The following is a 15,520-nucleotide window of genomic DNA, read 5'->3' on the forward strand; positions in this document are numbered from 1 at the left end:
GATGAAATTGAAGTCTCTATTACCTCTATTAATTGCAATTGCGGCACTCTTTGCGCTGCCGTTATTTGTTCACAACCCGTATTACATTCACTTAGTTGAAACTATCCTCATCTATACCATCTTGTTATATGGATTGGATATCGTGGTGGGTTATGTAGGTCAGGTTTCCTTAGGTCACGCAGCTTTATTTGGTATCGGTTCGTACACCGCTGGTGTTTTATATTTCCACTTCGGTTGGACAATTTGGGGAACACTACCCGCATCTATTGTGGTGACCTCCATCTTCGGCGGCATCTTGGCTTTACCAGCTTTGAAGGTCATCGGGCCATACCTAGCGATGGTGACCTTAGCCTTTGGAACGATTGCCCAGATCTTGATCAACGAGATGACTTGGTTGACTGAAGGTCCTTTGGGAATCAAGATTCCTAAGCCTGACTTAATGGGTGTACCAATGACCAAGGCAGAGTACTTCTGGATGGTTGGCATTATCTTGATTCTCTCTATGATCGTCGTCGATCGTTTTGTGAAGTCACAAGTGGGCCGTGCATTTGAGGCATTGCGTGATAGCCCAATTGCTTGCGACTGTATGGGTGTATCCGTATACCGCTTCAAGGTAATCGCATTTGTGATTAGTGCAGCCTTTGCTGGTTTGGCAGGTTGCTTATACGCTTACTCTGAGCAATACATTTCACCAAATACCTATAACAATGAGCTAGCAGTTTTGTTCTTGTTGGGCATCATCATGGGTGGACGTAAGTCTCGCCTTGGTGCTTTGATTGGTGCTGCGATTATTGTGCTACTGCCAAAGCTCTTGGACGATATCAATTTGTTCCGTATCGTTGCCTCAACCATTGCCATCATTGTGGTGGTAGGTGCTGGATTGGCTTTGTCTAAAAAGGTCACTACCCCAAGAAGAGTCGCAATTCCGATTGCTGGTGTTGTAGGTTTGGCAGCATTCTCATTCTGGCTCAATACCATCTCTGATTGGCGTTTGAGTATCTTCGGCTTCATGATTTTGCTGGTGGTGTATTACTTGCAAAACGGTATTGTTGGTTTTGCAAAGAGCTTCTACCAATCGATTGTTGGCAAAGCAAAAACCACTCGTGGTGAGCAGGCTGAAGAGGTGGATGATTCCATCAGCTTCATTAGCGCGGTTGGTAAGCAGAATGCTGGCGCAGAACTTCTGAAGGTAGACTCATTATTAATGCAGTTCGGCGGTTTGAAGGCTTTGAATAATGTCGACCTCAGCGTTAAGCGTGGCACGATTCATGGCTTAATTGGTCCTAACGGCTCCGGTAAGAGCACCATGATGAACGTACTGACAGGTATTTACATACCTACAGCTGGTAGCGTGCTCTATGCTGGCGAAAGCGTTGTCGGTAAGACTTCTTCTGATATTGCTTTATCAGGTATCGCCCGTACATTCCAAAACGTTCAGCTTTTTGGTGAAATGACTGCGATCCAAAATATTTTGGTTGGCTTGCATCACACCTTTAAGTCAAACATGGCTGAGATTGCATTAAATCTTCCACGCTACAAGAAGGAAGAAGCTGAAGCCCATGCTCGTGCGATGGCGCTCCTGAAGTTCGTTGGTTTAGATGACTTAGCTAACGAAGAGGCGCGTAACTTGCCTTACGGTAAGCAACGTTTACTTGAAATTGCTCGTGCCTTGGCGCTTGATCCAGAATTGCTCTTATTAGACGAGCCAGCAGCTGGATTGACTGCACCAGACATTAAAGAGCTCTTGCGCATCATTCGTAAGATCCGCGATAGCGGCATTACCTTCATCTTGATTGAACATCATATGGACGTGGTCATGTCAGTTTGCGATACCGTATCAGTCCTCGACTTCGGTCAAAAGATTGCAGAAGGTAAGCCCGCTGAAGTTCAGGCAGACGAGAAGGTGATTCATGCCTACTTGGGTACTTAATCACTAGAACTATATTGAATCGGTAAATACCATGTTATCTATTAAGAATCTTGAAGCAGGCTACGGCAAAGTTAAAGTCCTCCATGGCATCAATATTGATGTTCCTAAGGGACAAGTCATTACCTTGATTGGCTCAAACGGTGCTGGCAAAACCACTACCATGCGCGCCATTACGGGCATGATTAAACCAACGGGTGGTGAAGTCACTTTGGGCGGTGAAAAAATTGATGGTTACGACTCGCATAAGATTGCCCGCCTTGGTTTGGCGCACAGTCCTGAAGGTCGTCGCGTGTTCACAACCATGTCAGTGACCGACAATTTATTGCTGGGCGCATTTCCACGCTTTACAGGTAGCCGTCCAAAGGGCGACATTAACCATGATTTAGAAAAATCTTTGGAAATGTTCCCACGCTTAAAGGAGCGTCGCAATCAATTAGCAGGAACGCTGTCTGGTGGTGAGCAGCAAATGTTGGCAATGGCGCGTGCTGTGATGCTTAACCCAGAAATCATTCTCTTGGATGAGCCTTCAATGGGTCTTGCGCCAATCTTGGTTGAAGAAGTCTTTAAGATCATCTCTAACCTCAAATCTCAGGGTGTCACGATGTTATTAGTCGAGCAATTTGCTGCTGCGGCACTTAACGTGGCTGACTATGGTTATGTATTAGAGAACGGCAAAATTGCGACTCATGGACCGGCAGCCAAACTCAAGGATGATCCTGCGGTGAGAGCAGCTTATCTTGGCGGTGCAGGTGGTCACTAAACTCTTCTAAGAGTTGCTAATGAAAAGGCCCTGTCTATCAGGGCCTTTTTTATTGATGCCCTCAATGTCATTAACTTGAGAAGCCCTTAAACATTAAGCTAACGGCAACGCCAAAGGTGAGAATGGCAAAGATTTGTTGCAATCTAGGACCGCTCAGTTTTTTGCCTAAGCCTCTCCCCATTAGCAAGCCGCCTAAGGCCCCTAATGAAAAAGGAATGGCAATATTCAGAGCAAGATTACCGGTAGCGGCAGATACAAGTGAGCTGCCACTAGAGATGATGGCCAATACTCCCAAGGAAGTAGCAACTATTGATTGAACTGGAAGATTAGTAAAGCGCTTCAAGGCCGGCACAATGATGAAGCCACCACCAACTCCAAGAAGGCCAGATAAGAAGCCTGCTAAACCACCTGAAAATAAAAGCGCTCTAGCGCAAGGCAGATTCCAAGTCAGTTTTCCATGCTCAGGATTGATAAGGCATGGAGGCGGTTTTTTAGGTGGCATCTTGATGCCTAAAATTTCCCTACGTGCCTCTAAATATAAGCGGGTAGAAACAAAGAATAAAGTGCAGCTAAATAGAATCAGGAGTGGTTGATTGGGAATTTTCTGCGCCAGCCAAAGACCTACTGGCGAGAGTATTAAACCAATCATCGCCATAAATCCCGCTGCCTTATAGCGCAATAGTTTGCTCTTAAGGCCCAATAGAGCGCCAACCCCTGCTGATATCGCAATGGCTGTCAGTGCAATAGGGGCTGCCTCAGCTACTCCGAGGTGCAGGAAGAATACCAAGAGCGGTACCGACAAAATACCGCCGCCAGCACCTGTCAGGCCCATGAGGATGCCGACAAAGATGCCCAAGGCTAAAGTGGTCAAGATTAAGTGGTCCATTGCATTTTATTTTATATTAAGATAATATATAAATATATATATTATTTGATCCACCATCAATCGCTCTGAAAGGCCATTGTGAACACTAAAAAAGCTGCAGAAATTGAATCCTTCTTTGATCCTGAGACTTGGACCTTTACTTATGTTGTGTCGGCCGGCAAAGGAAGTCCCTGTGTTGTGATTGACTCAGTACTGAACTATGACCCCAAGTCAGGGAGGACCGCAACGCGTTCAGCAGATCAGGTTATTGAATATATTCAATCGAAGCAATTAAAGCTTGAGTGGATTTTAGAAACCCATGCCCATGCAGATCATTTAACTGCTGCGCCTTATTTACAAGAAAAATTGGGTGGTAAGCTGGTCATCGGAGATCACATTGTGAATGTGCAGAATGTCTTTAAAGGTGTCTTCAATTTAGACTCAGGCTTCGCAACAGATGGCTCACAATTTGATCGCCTATTGAAAGAAGGTGAATCCTTGGCATTTGGTGATCTGTCATTAAAGGCTTTATTTGTGCCTGGACATACTCCAGCTTGTATGGCTTATGAAATTGGTGATGCCTTATTTGTAGGTGACACTTTATTTATGCCTGATGTTGGCACTGCTCGATGTGATTTTCCTGGTGGGGACGCTAGAGCACTCTATCAATCGATCCAGAAGCTCTTGGCTTATCCCAAGGAAACTAAACTGTATATGTGTCATGACTACCCTCCTAATGGCCGCTCACCTGAGCACTGCACCACTGTAGGTGCAGAAAAGGCCAGCAATATTCATGTTCACGATGGCATCACTGAAGAGCAATTTGTACAAATGCGCACTAAGCGTGATGACACCTTAGATATGCCTAACTTAATATTGCCGTCGATTCAGGTCAACATTCGTGCAGGCCATTTTCCAGAGCCAGATAGTAATGGCAAGTCTTATCTCAAAATTCCATTGAATGCGCTTTGATATGAATATGACGATTTCAAAATCTGAGTTGAAAAAAATGCAGGCATCAGCAGAAGATGCTTGTAAGTTAATGAAAGTGCTCTCGAATCGAGATCGAATGATGCTCTTATGTGAAATCGCCCAAAGCGAAAAGTGTGTTGGCGAGCTGGAAGCTGCTTTGGACTTGCATCAACCTACGCTTTCACAGCAATTGACAGTATTGCGTAAAGAAAAATTAGTAAAGACCCGCAGAGAAGGCAAGCAAATCTATTACACGCTTTCTAGTCAGGTTGCAGTTGCAGTAATGGGCTTGCTCTATAAGCACTATTGCAAGAAATGATGCTTGAAATAAACGGAATTACAGTTTGATAAAAGGAGTACATGATGAAATGTAACGTTGGCGGTATTGATCGGATCTTGAGAATTGCTGTTGGGGCGCTATTAGTCGCTTTGGCAGCCAGTAATGTAGTCGGTTGGTGGGGCTGGCTGGGGCTCATTCCATTAGCAACTGGACTTTTTCGCTTTTGTCCAGCCTACCCATTGCTAGGAATGACTTCTTGCCCAAGTGCTGACAAAGGATCTGCAGCAAACAAGCGTTAATCTGGTGGTCGGCAATATAGAAAAAGGTGTATCGAAAGTTGCACCTCTTTCTTTATCGCCTATCTCTTGGGGGATCTAAATCTTGGAAGAGGTGCGAGGCCATTTCGCAAGGCTGTGAAAAATAAAGATTACAAAAAAGACCAGGCCAGTAAGCCAATGCAACTGGATAGTGATTTCACGAAGCTCTGCTGGACCGTAATACAGCATCCCTCCAGAGATGAGTAGGATCAATAGAAAACCAAGCTGGGTAAATCCGCTAAACCGCTTTCTTTTAGATTGATACCCAGCCTTGAGGTGAAAGGGCAATACTGATCCTAGTGCAATACAGGCAAGCATCGCCGTGAGTCCATGACCTGCCAAAACCAAATGATTGCCCAATAAGGCCCGCTCAATCTGAAATTCATGGCCCAATAGATAAGCGCTTCCAGTGACTGAGCAGGCCAACATACCTGTCATCACAAATGCCCGTTGCCATCCCGGCATTTTTCCTAGTTGTCTCATAAGGCAATTTGGATTGCTTGGGCGCTATAACGCGCAAAGCAGGGATGATGTCCCTGTCTTGAGAGGGCTAATACCTTTGTAAGCGCATCAGCATAGACGCACTCTTTAGCCAAGACCGAATAAGATCCAGAAAACTGCTCATGGATATCGAAGTCTATTTTTGATAAAGGATTGATGATGTGGCTGTGTTGCTGATCTCTTTTAGCAAAATACAAAGCGCTCGTTGCAATTGCCCCATTAGATAGGGCGCCTAACTCAATCAAGTGCTGTGGTAATTGCGGGTTGCGAAGATAAATTGTTTGGGGCTCATTTCCAAATACTCTTAAATCACCACCTGCATTGACTATGCCTGAGCTGACACCTTCTTTAATGAGTGCTTTAACGGCTTCATCTACAGCAAAGCCTTTAGCAATACCGCCTAGATCAAGGCAGAGGGGTCGCAATGAACAAATTCTATCGTGGTCGATAAAGTAAAGATCCTCAATTCCACCAATGCCATGGTTCGCGAAGTCAATATGTTTAGGCAATAAACCAGCTGTGATCAGGCGATGACCAATACCGCAATTAAACAAGCCGCCAGAGTGGACATTGAGATCCTGAGCAATTCTGAGTATCTGAGCAGTCCATGGGTGAACTCGTATTGACTTGCAATGCACTTGCGCATTAATGATCGATAGCTCGCTATCAGCATTATGAAAGCTCATGAGCTGCTCTACTTTTTTAATCTGCTCAAAAGCACTTTGGATGGCATGATGAGCATTCTGATCTGCTATAGATATTTCAACAAAAGTTCCCAAAAGGGGCTGGCAACGCCTCATTTTTTAATTTGAATCTGGGGATGTTTGAGGCTTAGTTCATATAAAACCGAAACTCTCTTCACGCCATCAGTAATATGTTTGCAAGATAGTGTGGCGCCCCCAATATTTTGAATATCTTGATTTAGCTTGATTGGGTCATTGGCATTTTTGCCGACAAATTGTTTGCGCCACTGGGCTTCTGCCACTTCATATCCGTAAGATTCAACATACTCTAGGATTTCAATTCCAGTGATATTGCCGCTAGGACTGAGCCCTACGGCGTAGGTAATCATTTCATGTTTACCTACCACTTCATCGACGATGAACCAGCCCCCGTCACTGGATTTCCAAATCCGATCTCCTTGAAAGGGATGTCGAATGCTTGAAGCAGTCCGCATCTTTTCCTGAAGGTCTTCAGAAATAATCATGGGCATCTTATTGAGCTGCTTATTAGGCAACAGAATTTTTTGTGCTTGCTCTATAGAAAGGTAAATTTTGGCCTGAGCAATTATCGGTAGACTGATCATAGCTAAGCCTGCTATAGCTAGTGGGTAAGGTTTCCAGTTCATCGTCAATGTTCTTTTGCTTAACTTAAAGGGAATCCCACTTTGAGGATGAATTCATTTACAGAATGACTATCCCAAACCCGGGCATTTGAACACTCTGCAGTGCCTTCACCCATGCAGGTATTGCCTTTGAGCTGATAGCGCCAAGCGCCAGTGACCCACCAGTCCTTTGTTGCGTAATGGACATTGGGTCCGATAAAGGTCGCTTTTTGAACTTGGTTCTGAAGGTTGTAACTGGAGTAATCATTGTGCAAGCGCGCCTCCACACCTGCCGACCACTTTGGTGCAAATCGATAGCTTGCTCCCAGTAAAATGTCGAGCATCGATTCAGGAACATTGCCATTGCCGACAAACTTTAATTGTTCGTTAGCAACGACGACGTTCCCAGCTAAGATTAGTCGATCATCAATAAAGTTCGACTGCAGTAGCAAGCGAGCTTCAATCTCATTCTTATTTCTACCTAAGGTGGGTTCAAGATATAGCCCCACACCTACTGGAGAAGTTACTGGATTAGTGATTCTATAAATCGCCTCTAATGAGCCGCCCTCAATGCCACTTTTTCTATAGGCGGTGCTTGGATCATGACTTTCAGGGACGCCGTATCCACCAGTGCAAGTGGCCATGTCATCGCAAGCTTCAGGATTGGTGTAGTTTTGATTGGCGTTGGTGTAGTAAGAATTGATATAGCCCGCAATTTGTAAGTCATTGGTAAGGCCATATTCCAACTCAGTTCTTGCCGTCCACGCTTCAAAGGTACCTGAGGCTTGTTGTTGATTGAGTTGCAAACGTTGCTCAAATTCAAGGCTTCCTTTGGGCTGAAGATCTAAGGTATAGATCCAGCCAAAGACACCCTCGCCAGCATGGGCGATGGGGCTTGATAAAAGAGTGGCAATACAAAGACTGGTGGCAAGGGGCTTTTTAAAAGTAAAGGTCATGTTTTAAGTGAGGTGGTTGAAAAATATAAATGAGAATGGTTCTCAATATAACATAGCAAATAAGAATGATTCTCAATTGAGAAAATGACCATTATTAATAAAATGGCTGCCTATGTAGGGGCTTTAACGTTTGCTTGTAAGATTTATCTTCAATGGATGCACAAGCCCTAGAGAAACTCGTTTTAATGAAAATGCCTTTTGGTAAATATGCTGGTCGAGCGCTGGCTGATTTGCCTGGGAATTATTTAGCTTGGTTTGCTCGTGAAGGATTTCCAAAGAGCGAGCTTGGTCAACTATTGGAATTGATGCATACCCTTGACCATAATGGTCTACGCGATTTGCTTGCGCCTATACAGCGGGCGCATGGTCTAGCGCAAAAGTCGAAATTACTTTGAGCGGACGATCGCCGTAACCCGAGCGCGCTCATATTGAACACCGGGAGATTCTGGTGGGCTGCTTTGAATTAACTCTGCCTGTATCTGTGTTTGAGATTGAATCTGATTTGCTAGCTTCTGTGCGAGCTCGCGATTACGATCATATTGAATTTGTACGCTCGCAACCTTGCCTTCTTTTATTTGGGTAGTGAGCTCACTCATCTTCTGGGGGGATTCACCATCAAAGAAGATCGGGTACCAAGCCCCAATTGGTTTAGCTTGAGGCTTTAAGGGAAGGTTAAAGTCAATTCCAGTTTTTTGAACCAATTCTTCGTAAGAAATGGGAGGGTTCATGTTTGCTTCATTGGTGTTTTCCACCCAATAGGCCCAAGCAGAATTTTTACTGGGGTCGTAAACCAATTTGAAGAGATGACTTGGAACCGTGACTTGTCCACTACCAATACTTCCAGATTTGCCAACAGACCCGGTGTAAACATAAACATCCCCGCTAGCGCGTTTGATGTACTGCCTTGTGGGCTCTTCCACATTCTTTGACCAGATACCCTGATTGTTCTGTCTTGCCTGCGGCATCATATTGGCTAGGGAGAAGGACTGAGCCATGGATTGGTCAGTGTGCATATCCCCTGCAGGGGCATTATGTCCCCGGTCATAGCCGCTCCCGCGGTAGTCAGAGAGCTGGGCCCGTTCTGCAAAAGGAAGCCTGGCCTCTTCATAGAACTGGTTAGTCCTTCTGGGATGATGCGCTAAAAACTGTTTATGGTGCAACTTCTCAACTGTGTAGATGGGTTTCTTATCTTGCGGCGAGTAGTAAATGGCAAATCCATCAAAACAAAGATCACGCCCAGCCTGGGAGCTGCTTGGGATTTGTTGGTTGGGAAAGAGGTCCTTGCATTGATCGAATATGGCAAACGCACTGAAGTGGGTCAGCAGCAGGGCAAAAAGCAGGGCTTTACGAATGGCTTTCATAGCGTATTAGTTTAGGGCTTACACAGCCCCTAGAAAACTCTTACATGCTTTGCCATAGATAGAATTAGCTGCAGGGCTAGTCAAAACCGAGGGTGGGCGCGCCGCCATTTCCTTGAAAGCTTGGTCTGAAGAACTCACTATGTGAGAGAAAATGATGCGAAGCCAAACGGCGGTGCTACCCACTACCAGTAGAAATGAAAAAGTCTGCTATCACTAGATGTATGGTTTTGAACGAAGAATTTTCATTCCAAATAGTAAAAAAGTCCGAATTTCCCTACTTTTTTATAGTATGAAATTAGCGCTTCCTAACTTCCTTAAGTAATTGATTTAATTAGATTAAATATCACTGATTGAGTTCATATTCGGGATCTCCCGTATTTCAAGATCAAAAAGTAATGAAAATTACTTTCTTTATTCTTGACTTGATATAAGAACCTTTTTAGGATGACCCATGTTTTTTACATATTGCGTTGCAACATAAACAAAGTAACTGGGTTTATCAAGCAAAGCAAAAAATGAATGAGTAAATGTTTATCTAACAATTCGAGTGAGATGCAGGATTCAAAGCCAATGACATTGGCCGCGAAAGACCTGCTTGCCCACGCTATGGCCCCGGTCTTTAGGGTGATCAATGGCATCCTGGTTATGTCTGTATTTATGATCATCGGTCTTTGGCTCTCCGGTAATGGAACAAATGCAGGGCCTTTTGATTTAGCTCGTGTCTTAGTTCCGGATGAAGCACGCCATATGGTTTGGAACAATGGCTTTGGCATGCTTGATTCATATAAAGAATCCCCTGTTGCAGCTGATGCCGTTGCGAGTGATGCCGGGATTGCGGCTGTGCTCTACAAGTCTGCCGGCGCACCATCCACTGCAAGACACCCTGGTCTAGCTAGCGCTAAACAGCAAACGATAGCCTTGTTGATGCCTTCGGTCGCTCAAGTGCAGGTGAAGTCCATCTCCCATCTGTCTGATCGTATTCCGAGCTCCAAGATTGATCCGCAAGCTTTAGATAGCAACTTGATGGGATCGATCCAAAATCAACGTGCTGTTGCTGATTTCTTTGAAAAGAAATACAACTTAGATCGCAGCAAGATAGAAGAGTATGTTTCGAATACCGTGCTCATTGCTAAAGAAGTCAATATTGATCCAGTGTTATTACTAGCAGTGATTTCTATTGAATCTAACTTTAATCCCAACAGAAAGAGTCATGCTGGTGCTGAAGGTCTAATGCAAGTGATGACCTCTGTTCACAAAGAAAAGTATGCGCACTTTGGCGGCATCTCCGATGCTGTGAAGCCTGAAGTGAATATTCGTGTTGGCGCTTATATCTTGAAGTATTTGATTGCGACATCAGGCTCTTTGCGTAATGGCTTGAAGTTTTATGTTGGCGCTGCCAATGCAGAAGATGATGGCGGTTACGGTGACAAAGTGTTGGCTGAGAGAAATCGTCTGATCGCTTTGTGTCAAGACCGCCCTGGTAATCGCTTGACCTCGAATGAAAAAAATATTCGCTCATAAGAATTGCATGAGCAAAACAAAGGCCACCCTGAGGTGGCCTTTTTATTAGCTTGAAAATCTTAGCAAGCTCAAAGCACTGCTTAATTTACGCCATGAAGTTCGACATCAAATACTAGCGTTGCATTGGGTGGAATAACGCCGCCAGCGCCACGTGCTCCGTATCCCATTTCTGAAGGGATGATTAAGGTACGTTTGCCGCCGACTTTCATTCCAGCAACACCTTCATCCCAGCCTTTAATAACATGACCAGCGCCCAAGGGGAAACTAAATAGTTGTCCGCGATCTAGAGAGCTATCAAACTTTTGGCCTTTATGGTCAGCTGCTTTGTCGTCAAAAAGCCAGCCTGTGTAGTGCACATCGACATGATTACCTGCGGTAGCTTCTTTGCCTTCACCTACTACCGTATCAATTTTTTGGAGTTCGCTCATGATGGTTTTCCTGTTTCATCTAAAAAAATGTCTCACTAGTATATTCGAGTAGCTCTAAGCTTAAACCCTCAAAATCTATTATTGAATCCATCTCTAGCAAAGGCATCCTAGTGCTTTATTGGGGGATAGTTTGTTTCTTGTAATAGCCGCTTAACCAAATCAGAGCTCCTGCAGTAACGGCTACAGGAATCAAGGAGCCGATATTGAGAATGTTCCAGCCCTGTGAGGTAATAAGCGCGCCTGAGCCAAAAGAGGTAAAGGCCATTGTTCCAAAAACAAAAAAGTTAATAGCTCCCTGAGCCTTATCTCGCTCTTCAGGTTTATACGCTGTCATTGCCAGAGAAGTAGAGGCGGTAAATAAAAAATTCCATCCTACGCCGAGCAAAAAGAGTGCAATTAAAAACTGATGCAGATCTACTCCTGTTAACGCAATGGAGATACAGATGAGATTCAGGAGCACGCCAAGGCCCATAATTTTCAGCGTGCCAAAGCGCTGAATTAATGAGCCAGTAAAAAATCCTGGGGCGAACATGCCAATCACGTGCCATTCCAATACCAATGCCGTATCTGAAAAAGGCAGTCCGCAGATTTGCATCGCTAGAGGAGTAGCGGCCATGAGTAAGTTCATGACGCCATAGCCCAGGGAGGCGCCAATCACGGCAACCATAAATACAGGCTGAGCCAAGATCTCCTTCAGGCTTCTTCCGGCTGACAAATGATGCTTAGTTTTGAGTTCTTCGGGGAAGTGGATGAATTGCATGACCCCGATGCCAATAAAGCCTGCGATAGATAGGGTGAGGTAAGCACCTAAAAAAGGAGTATCAAATAGATTTTTGGTCCAGGATGCCAAATTGGGTCCGATAACAGCCCCTAAAATGCCGCCAGCTAAGACCCAGGAAACGGCTTTATCGCGCTGGCTCAGATCTGCAAGCTCAGCAGCCGCAAAACGGTAGAGCTGTCCGTTAGCGCTGTAATAGCCCGCGATAAATGTTCCTGCTACTAAGAGCCAAAAGTTTTTGCTGATGGCGGCATAGGCGCAAAGAAGCGCGGAGAGTACAGCAACCAGAAGACCTAATTGAAACGAGATCTTTCGCCCAAAATAATTTTGGGATTTAGCCACTATAGAGGTGGAGAAGGCGCCTCCAACGACGTAGCCCATCACTGGAAGGGTGGCCATCCAGCTCACCGGAGCAAGGCTTAGGCCAACTAAGCCATTGATGGCAATAAAAGTGACATTGTTAGTTAGGAAAAGACCTTGGCAAACAATCAGTAACACCAAGTTTTTATTGAGTAGGGGGTGCTTACTGGACATGGGTGAGAGTTTACGGCGCTTTTGAGAATGGGGCTCTCTTGGTGGATTCCCTTAAATTGGGCACCTTACATAGGATTAATGGGTAAATATGGCATTTTTGCTGATGCCGATGATTTAAAATAGAGGACTCGCCTCATTGGCAAAGAGCCACTAAAAGTGGCTTGCAAAATGTGGAACGTGAGAGTGGCAGGGTAAAAACCTGACTCTGTAAATTTATCAATATCGAGGAAAGATTAATGGCTTCAGAGAAATCAAAGATTATTTACACCCTGACAGATGAGGCGCCACTTTTGGCAACTTGCGCATTTCTGCCAGTCATTCGCACTTTTACTGCTCCTGCAGGAGTGGAGATTGTAAAAAGCGACATCTCTGTTGCCGCACGTATTCTTGCTGAATTCCCAGAGCATTTAACTGAAGAGCAAAAAGTTCCTGATAATTTGGCTGCGCTTGGCAAGATGACTTTGATGCCAGATACCAACATTATTAAGTTGCCTAACATTAGCGCCTCAGTGCCTCAATTGCTAGCCGCGATTAAAGAGTTACAGGCTAAGGGTTATAAGATCCCCAATTTCCCAGATGATCCAAAAAATGATGAAGAAAAATCCATTCGCGCTCGTTATTCCAAGTGCTTGGGCAGCTCAGTAAACCCAGTCTTGCGCGAAGGTAACTCAGATCGTCGTGCGCCAAATGCTGTTAAGCAGTTTGCTCGCAAGCACCCCCATTCAATGGGCGAGTGGAGCCAGGCTTCACGTACCCACGTTTCACATATGCATGGTGGAGACTTCTACTCAAGCGAGAAGTCTATGACGATGACCAAGGCCTGCGATGTGAAGATGGACTTGGTTACGAAGAGTGGTAAGACGATTGTGCTCAAGCCAAAAGTCTCATTGCTCGCTGGCGAGATCATCGACAGTATGTATATGAGCAAAAAAGCATTGTGCGAGTTCTACGAAAAAGAGATCGAAGATGCTTACAAGACCGGCATGATGTTGTCCTTGCATGTGAAGGCAACCATGATGAAGGTGTCTCACCCAATCGTGTTTGGTCACGCAGTCAAGATTTTTTATAAAGACGCGTTTGAGAAGCACGCAAAGCTCTTTGAAGAGCTGGGTGTCAATGCCAATAACGGTATGAGCAGCTTGTACGAAAAAATTAAGACTTTGCCTGAATCTAAGCGCGAAGAAATTATTCAAGATTTACACGCTTGCCACGAGCACCGCCCTGCTTTAGCTATGGTGGATTCCGCTAAAGGCATTACAAACTTACATTCTCCAAGTGACGTGATTGTAGATGCTTCCATGCCTGCCATGATTCGTGTTGGCGGAAAAATGTGGGGTGCCGATGGTCGCTTGCATGACACTAAAGCAGTGATTCCAGAAAGTACATTTGCCCGCATCTATCAAGAAATGATTAATTTCTGTAAAACCCACGGTAACTTTGATCCAACAACGATGGGTACTGTGCCTAACGTAGGTTTGATGGCTCAGCAAGCAGAAGAGTATGGCTCACATGACAAGACTTTTGAGATTCCAGAAGCTGGTGTAGCGCGTATCGTGGCTGATGATGGTACCGTTTTACTTGAGCAAAATGTCGAAGAGGGCGATATCTGGCGCATGTGTCAGGTAAAAGATGCGCCTATTCGTGACTGGGTCAAGTTGGCCGTCAATCGTGCGCGCCTCTCTAATACTCCAGCCGTATTTTGGTTGGATGAGTACCGCCCACATGAAGCCGAGCTTATCAAGAAGGTGAATACCTACCTGAAAGATTACGACCTGAAGGGTGTTGATATTCAGATCATGTCTCAGACCCGTGCGATGCGCTATACCCTCGAGCGCGTGATTCGTGGCAAAGATACTATTTCTGTAACTGGAAATATTTTGCGTGACTACCTCACTGACTTGTTCCCAATTATGGAATTAGGTACTAGCGCGAAGATGTTATCCATCGTGCCTTTGATGGCGGGCGGCGGCCTCTTTGAAACTGGCGCTGGTGGTTCTGCACCTAAGCATGTTCAGCAGTTAGTAGAAGAAAACCATTTGCGTTGGGATTCATTAGGTGAGTTCTTAGCATTGGCAGTATCTCTAGAAGATATTGGTGACAAGACAGGCAATCCAAAAGTTAAAATTTTGGCGCGCACTTTAGATGAAGCAACCGGCAAATTGTTAGATAACAATAAATCACCATCTCCACGTACTGGTGAGTTAGATAACCGCGGAAGTCAGTTCTATTTGGCAATGTACTGGGCCGAAGCTTTAGCCGCTCAAACTGAAGATAAAGAATTGCAGGCCTACTTTGCACCTTTGGCTAAATCACTCGCTCAGAATGAGCAGAAGATTGTGGATGAGCTCAAAGCAGTACAAGGTAAGCCGGCAGATATCGGCGGTTACTATGTGGCGGATGCAGAGAAGTGCAAGGCTGTCATGCGTCCAAGCGCTACCTTTAATGCGGCTTTGAAGGCTCTTAGGTCTTAATAGAGCCTAATCTGTACTGAAAAGGCAAACTTCTGGGTTTGCCTTTTTCATTACTGAATATCGCACCTAGCCAATATGCAAAAACCAAAAGATCTAATAGAGCTGAGTTATCTCAGTGAAGCAATCTCAGACATGTCCTTCTTGGGATTGATGCGTCTATTAGAAGCGGCACGCAATTACAATCAAAAGCATGGCGTGACGGGCATTTTGTTCTATGACAATCAAGAGTTTGGGCAGATTATCGAGGGCGAACGCGCAGATGTGATGAATGCATGGCGCCGGATTCAAGACGATAAGCGCCATCATCGCATTCAGCTACTAGAAATCCGAGAGATCTCGGAGCGTAGCTTTCCTGGCTGGCTACTTCGCTTTTACGGCGGTGAATCCATCGCACGTGACTATCCAGCCTTAGCTGAGATGGTGGGTGGATTGGATAAGCATAGTAGGGCATTACTCAATAAGATGCGTTCATTTGAGCAATAAGCATTAAAGCAAGATCAGTAGCACAATAGAGGCATTACC

Annotated in this window: 17 protein-coding genes; 9 read left to right on the forward strand and 8 right to left on the reverse strand. The window is 45.0% G+C overall.

The features are described from left to right. Position 1 precedes the first annotated feature (1 nt). Both ICN41_RS09195 and ICN41_RS09200 read left to right on the forward strand, forming a co-directional pair. Positions 2 to 1,930, forward strand: coding sequence for an ATP-binding cassette domain-containing protein (locus tag ICN41_RS09195; RefSeq protein ID WP_216292628.1), 1,929 nt, complete (start codon positions 2 to 4; stop codon positions 1,928 to 1,930). Positions 1,931 to 1,961: 31 nt separating this feature from the next. Further along, positions 1,962 to 2,690, forward strand: coding sequence for an ABC transporter ATP-binding protein (locus ICN41_RS09200; RefSeq protein WP_216292629.1), 729 nt, complete (start codon positions 1,962 to 1,964; stop codon positions 2,688 to 2,690). A gap of 70 nt (positions 2,691 to 2,760) precedes the next feature. Here ICN41_RS09200 and ICN41_RS09205 read toward each other — a convergent pair whose 3' ends face one another. Then, a complete protein-coding gene (locus tag ICN41_RS09205) occupies positions 2,761 to 3,576 on the reverse strand; it encodes a sulfite exporter TauE/SafE family protein (RefSeq protein WP_216292630.1) in 816 nt (271 codons plus the stop codon). Between the two features lie 78 nt (positions 3,577 to 3,654). On the opposite strand from ICN41_RS09205, the gene ICN41_RS09210 reads away from it, so the two are divergent. The 3 genes from ICN41_RS09210 to ICN41_RS09220 are packed head-to-tail and all read left to right on the forward strand — an operon-like array spanning position 3,655 to position 5,106. Then, positions 3,655 to 4,527 (forward strand): MBL fold metallo-hydrolase, encoded by an 873-nt coding sequence (locus ICN41_RS09210; protein WP_216292631.1) that lies wholly within the window; start codon positions 3,655 to 3,657, stop codon positions 4,525 to 4,527. A gap of 7 nt (positions 4,528 to 4,534) precedes the next feature. After that, positions 4,535 to 4,846, forward strand: coding sequence for a metalloregulator ArsR/SmtB family transcription factor (locus ICN41_RS09215; RefSeq protein ID WP_216292632.1), 312 nt, complete (start codon positions 4,535 to 4,537; stop codon positions 4,844 to 4,846). Between the two features lie 44 nt (positions 4,847 to 4,890). Further along, the gene (locus tag ICN41_RS09220; protein ID WP_216292633.1) at positions 4,891 to 5,106 is read left to right on the forward strand and encodes a DUF2892 domain-containing protein; all 216 of its coding nucleotides are present in this window, start codon (positions 4,891 to 4,893) and stop codon (positions 5,104 to 5,106) included. Between the two features lie 75 nt (positions 5,107 to 5,181). Here ICN41_RS09220 and ICN41_RS09225 read toward each other — a convergent pair whose 3' ends face one another. From ICN41_RS09225 to ICN41_RS09240, 4 genes are read right to left on the reverse strand one after another with little or no spacing between them, the layout of a single operon-like run. Continuing rightward, complete coding sequence (locus tag ICN41_RS09225; protein ID WP_216292634.1) at positions 5,182 to 5,607, reverse strand: hypothetical protein; 426 nt, start codon at positions 5,605 to 5,607, stop codon at positions 5,182 to 5,184. Next, positions 5,604 to 6,425, reverse strand: coding sequence for an FAD:protein FMN transferase (locus ICN41_RS09230; protein ID WP_255537962.1), 822 nt, complete (start codon positions 6,423 to 6,425; stop codon positions 5,604 to 5,606). Before ICN41_RS09230 ends, ICN41_RS09225 begins: the two co-directional genes overlap by 4 nt. Next, positions 6,422 to 6,973 carry an FMN-binding protein gene (locus tag ICN41_RS09235; protein ID WP_216292636.1) on the reverse strand — a complete coding sequence of 184 codons (552 nt, stop codon included), beginning with the start codon at positions 6,971 to 6,973 and terminating at the stop codon, positions 6,422 to 6,424. The genes ICN41_RS09230 and ICN41_RS09235 overlap by 4 nt, the downstream gene beginning before the upstream one ends. 17 nt (positions 6,974 to 6,990) lie before the next feature. Further along, positions 6,991 to 7,905 carry a DUF6662 family protein gene (locus ICN41_RS09240; protein ID WP_216292637.1) on the reverse strand — a complete coding sequence of 305 codons (915 nt, stop codon included), beginning with the start codon at positions 7,903 to 7,905 and terminating at the stop codon, positions 6,991 to 6,993. A 152-nt stretch (positions 7,906 to 8,057) separates the two neighbouring features. On the opposite strand from ICN41_RS09240, the gene ICN41_RS09245 reads away from it, so the two are divergent. After that, entirely contained in the window at positions 8,058 to 8,300 is a 243-nt protein-coding gene (locus tag ICN41_RS09245; RefSeq protein WP_216292638.1) for a DUF3820 family protein, read from the forward strand. Here ICN41_RS09245 and ICN41_RS09250 read toward each other — a convergent pair. Continuing rightward, positions 8,292 to 9,266: a DNA/RNA non-specific endonuclease gene (locus tag ICN41_RS09250; protein WP_216292639.1), complete on the reverse strand. Its 975-nt coding sequence runs from the start codon at positions 9,264 to 9,266 to the stop codon at positions 8,292 to 8,294. The two genes, ICN41_RS09245 and ICN41_RS09250, sit on opposite strands and share 9 nt — an antisense overlap. Positions 9,267 to 9,785: 519 nt before the next feature. On the opposite strand from ICN41_RS09250, the gene ICN41_RS09255 reads away from it, so the two are divergent. Then, the gene (locus ICN41_RS09255; RefSeq protein ID WP_216292640.1) at positions 9,786 to 10,787 is read left to right on the forward strand and encodes a transglycosylase SLT domain-containing protein; all 1,002 of its coding nucleotides are present in this window, start codon (positions 9,786 to 9,788) and stop codon (positions 10,785 to 10,787) included. An 80-nt stretch (positions 10,788 to 10,867) separates the two neighbouring features. Here ICN41_RS09255 and ICN41_RS09260 read toward each other — a convergent pair whose 3' ends face one another. Next, positions 10,868 to 11,215 (reverse strand): FKBP-type peptidyl-prolyl cis-trans isomerase, encoded by a 348-nt coding sequence (locus ICN41_RS09260; protein ID WP_216292641.1) that lies wholly within the window; start codon positions 11,213 to 11,215, stop codon positions 10,868 to 10,870. 115 nt (positions 11,216 to 11,330) lie between these two features. Further along, a complete protein-coding gene (locus tag ICN41_RS09265; RefSeq protein WP_216292642.1) occupies positions 11,331 to 12,527 on the reverse strand; it encodes an MFS transporter in 1,197 nt (398 codons plus the stop codon). Positions 12,528 to 12,763: 236 nt separating this feature from the next. On the opposite strand from ICN41_RS09265, the gene ICN41_RS09270 reads away from it, so the two are divergent. After that, on the forward strand, positions 12,764 to 14,998 hold the full coding sequence (locus ICN41_RS09270) for an NADP-dependent isocitrate dehydrogenase (protein WP_216292643.1): 2,235 nt from the start codon (positions 12,764 to 12,766) through the stop codon (positions 14,996 to 14,998). Positions 14,999 to 15,073: 75 nt separating this feature from the next. After that, complete coding sequence (locus ICN41_RS09275; protein WP_216292644.1) at positions 15,074 to 15,481, forward strand: BLUF domain-containing protein; 408 nt, start codon at positions 15,074 to 15,076, stop codon at positions 15,479 to 15,481. Positions 15,482 to 15,520: the final 39 nt, after the last annotated feature.

It is taken from the genome of Polynucleobacter sp. 15G-AUS-farblos, from assembly GCF_018882445.1.
GTDB lineage: Bacteria > Pseudomonadota > Gammaproteobacteria > Burkholderiales > Burkholderiaceae > Polynucleobacter.

What these genes read in the sequence shown, in the direction of transcription:
- ICN41_RS09270 (WP_216292643.1), top strand. Translation starts at nt 12,764, where the DNA reads ATGGCTTCAGAGAAATCAAAGATTATTTACACCCTGACAGATGAGGCG.
- ICN41_RS09230 (WP_255537962.1), bottom strand. Translation starts at nt 6,425, where the DNA reads ATGAGGCGTTGCCAGCCCCTTTTGGGAACTTTTGTTGAAATATCTATA.
- ICN41_RS09265 (WP_216292642.1), bottom strand. Translation starts at nt 12,527, where the DNA reads ATGTCCAGTAAGCACCCCCTACTCAATAAAAACTTGGTGTTACTGATT.
- ICN41_RS09195 (WP_216292628.1), top strand. Translation starts at nt 2, where the DNA reads ATGAAATTGAAGTCTCTATTACCTCTATTAATTGCAATTGCGGCACTC.
- ICN41_RS09215 (WP_216292632.1), top strand. Translation starts at nt 4,535, where the DNA reads ATGACGATTTCAAAATCTGAGTTGAAAAAAATGCAGGCATCAGCAGAA.
- ICN41_RS09255 (WP_216292640.1), top strand. Translation starts at nt 9,786, where the DNA reads ATGAGTAAATGTTTATCTAACAATTCGAGTGAGATGCAGGATTCAAAG.
- ICN41_RS09200 (WP_216292629.1), top strand. Translation starts at nt 1,962, where the DNA reads ATGTTATCTATTAAGAATCTTGAAGCAGGCTACGGCAAAGTTAAAGTC.
- ICN41_RS09275 (WP_216292644.1), top strand. Translation starts at nt 15,074, where the DNA reads ATGCAAAAACCAAAAGATCTAATAGAGCTGAGTTATCTCAGTGAAGCA.
- ICN41_RS09240 (WP_216292637.1), bottom strand. Translation starts at nt 7,905, where the DNA reads ATGACCTTTACTTTTAAAAAGCCCCTTGCCACCAGTCTTTGTATTGCC.
- ICN41_RS09260 (WP_216292641.1), bottom strand. Translation starts at nt 11,215, where the DNA reads ATGAGCGAACTCCAAAAAATTGATACGGTAGTAGGTGAAGGCAAAGAA.
- ICN41_RS09220 (WP_216292633.1), top strand. Translation starts at nt 4,891, where the DNA reads ATGAAATGTAACGTTGGCGGTATTGATCGGATCTTGAGAATTGCTGTT.
- ICN41_RS09235 (WP_216292636.1), bottom strand. Translation starts at nt 6,973, where the DNA reads ATGAACTGGAAACCTTACCCACTAGCTATAGCAGGCTTAGCTATGATC.
- ICN41_RS09245 (WP_216292638.1), top strand. Translation starts at nt 8,058, where the DNA reads ATGGATGCACAAGCCCTAGAGAAACTCGTTTTAATGAAAATGCCTTTT.
- ICN41_RS09250 (WP_216292639.1), bottom strand. Translation starts at nt 9,266, where the DNA reads ATGAAAGCCATTCGTAAAGCCCTGCTTTTTGCCCTGCTGCTGACCCAC.
- ICN41_RS09205 (WP_216292630.1), bottom strand. Translation starts at nt 3,576, where the DNA reads ATGGACCACTTAATCTTGACCACTTTAGCCTTGGGCATCTTTGTCGGC.
- ICN41_RS09225 (WP_216292634.1), bottom strand. Translation starts at nt 5,607, where the DNA reads ATGAGACAACTAGGAAAAATGCCGGGATGGCAACGGGCATTTGTGATG.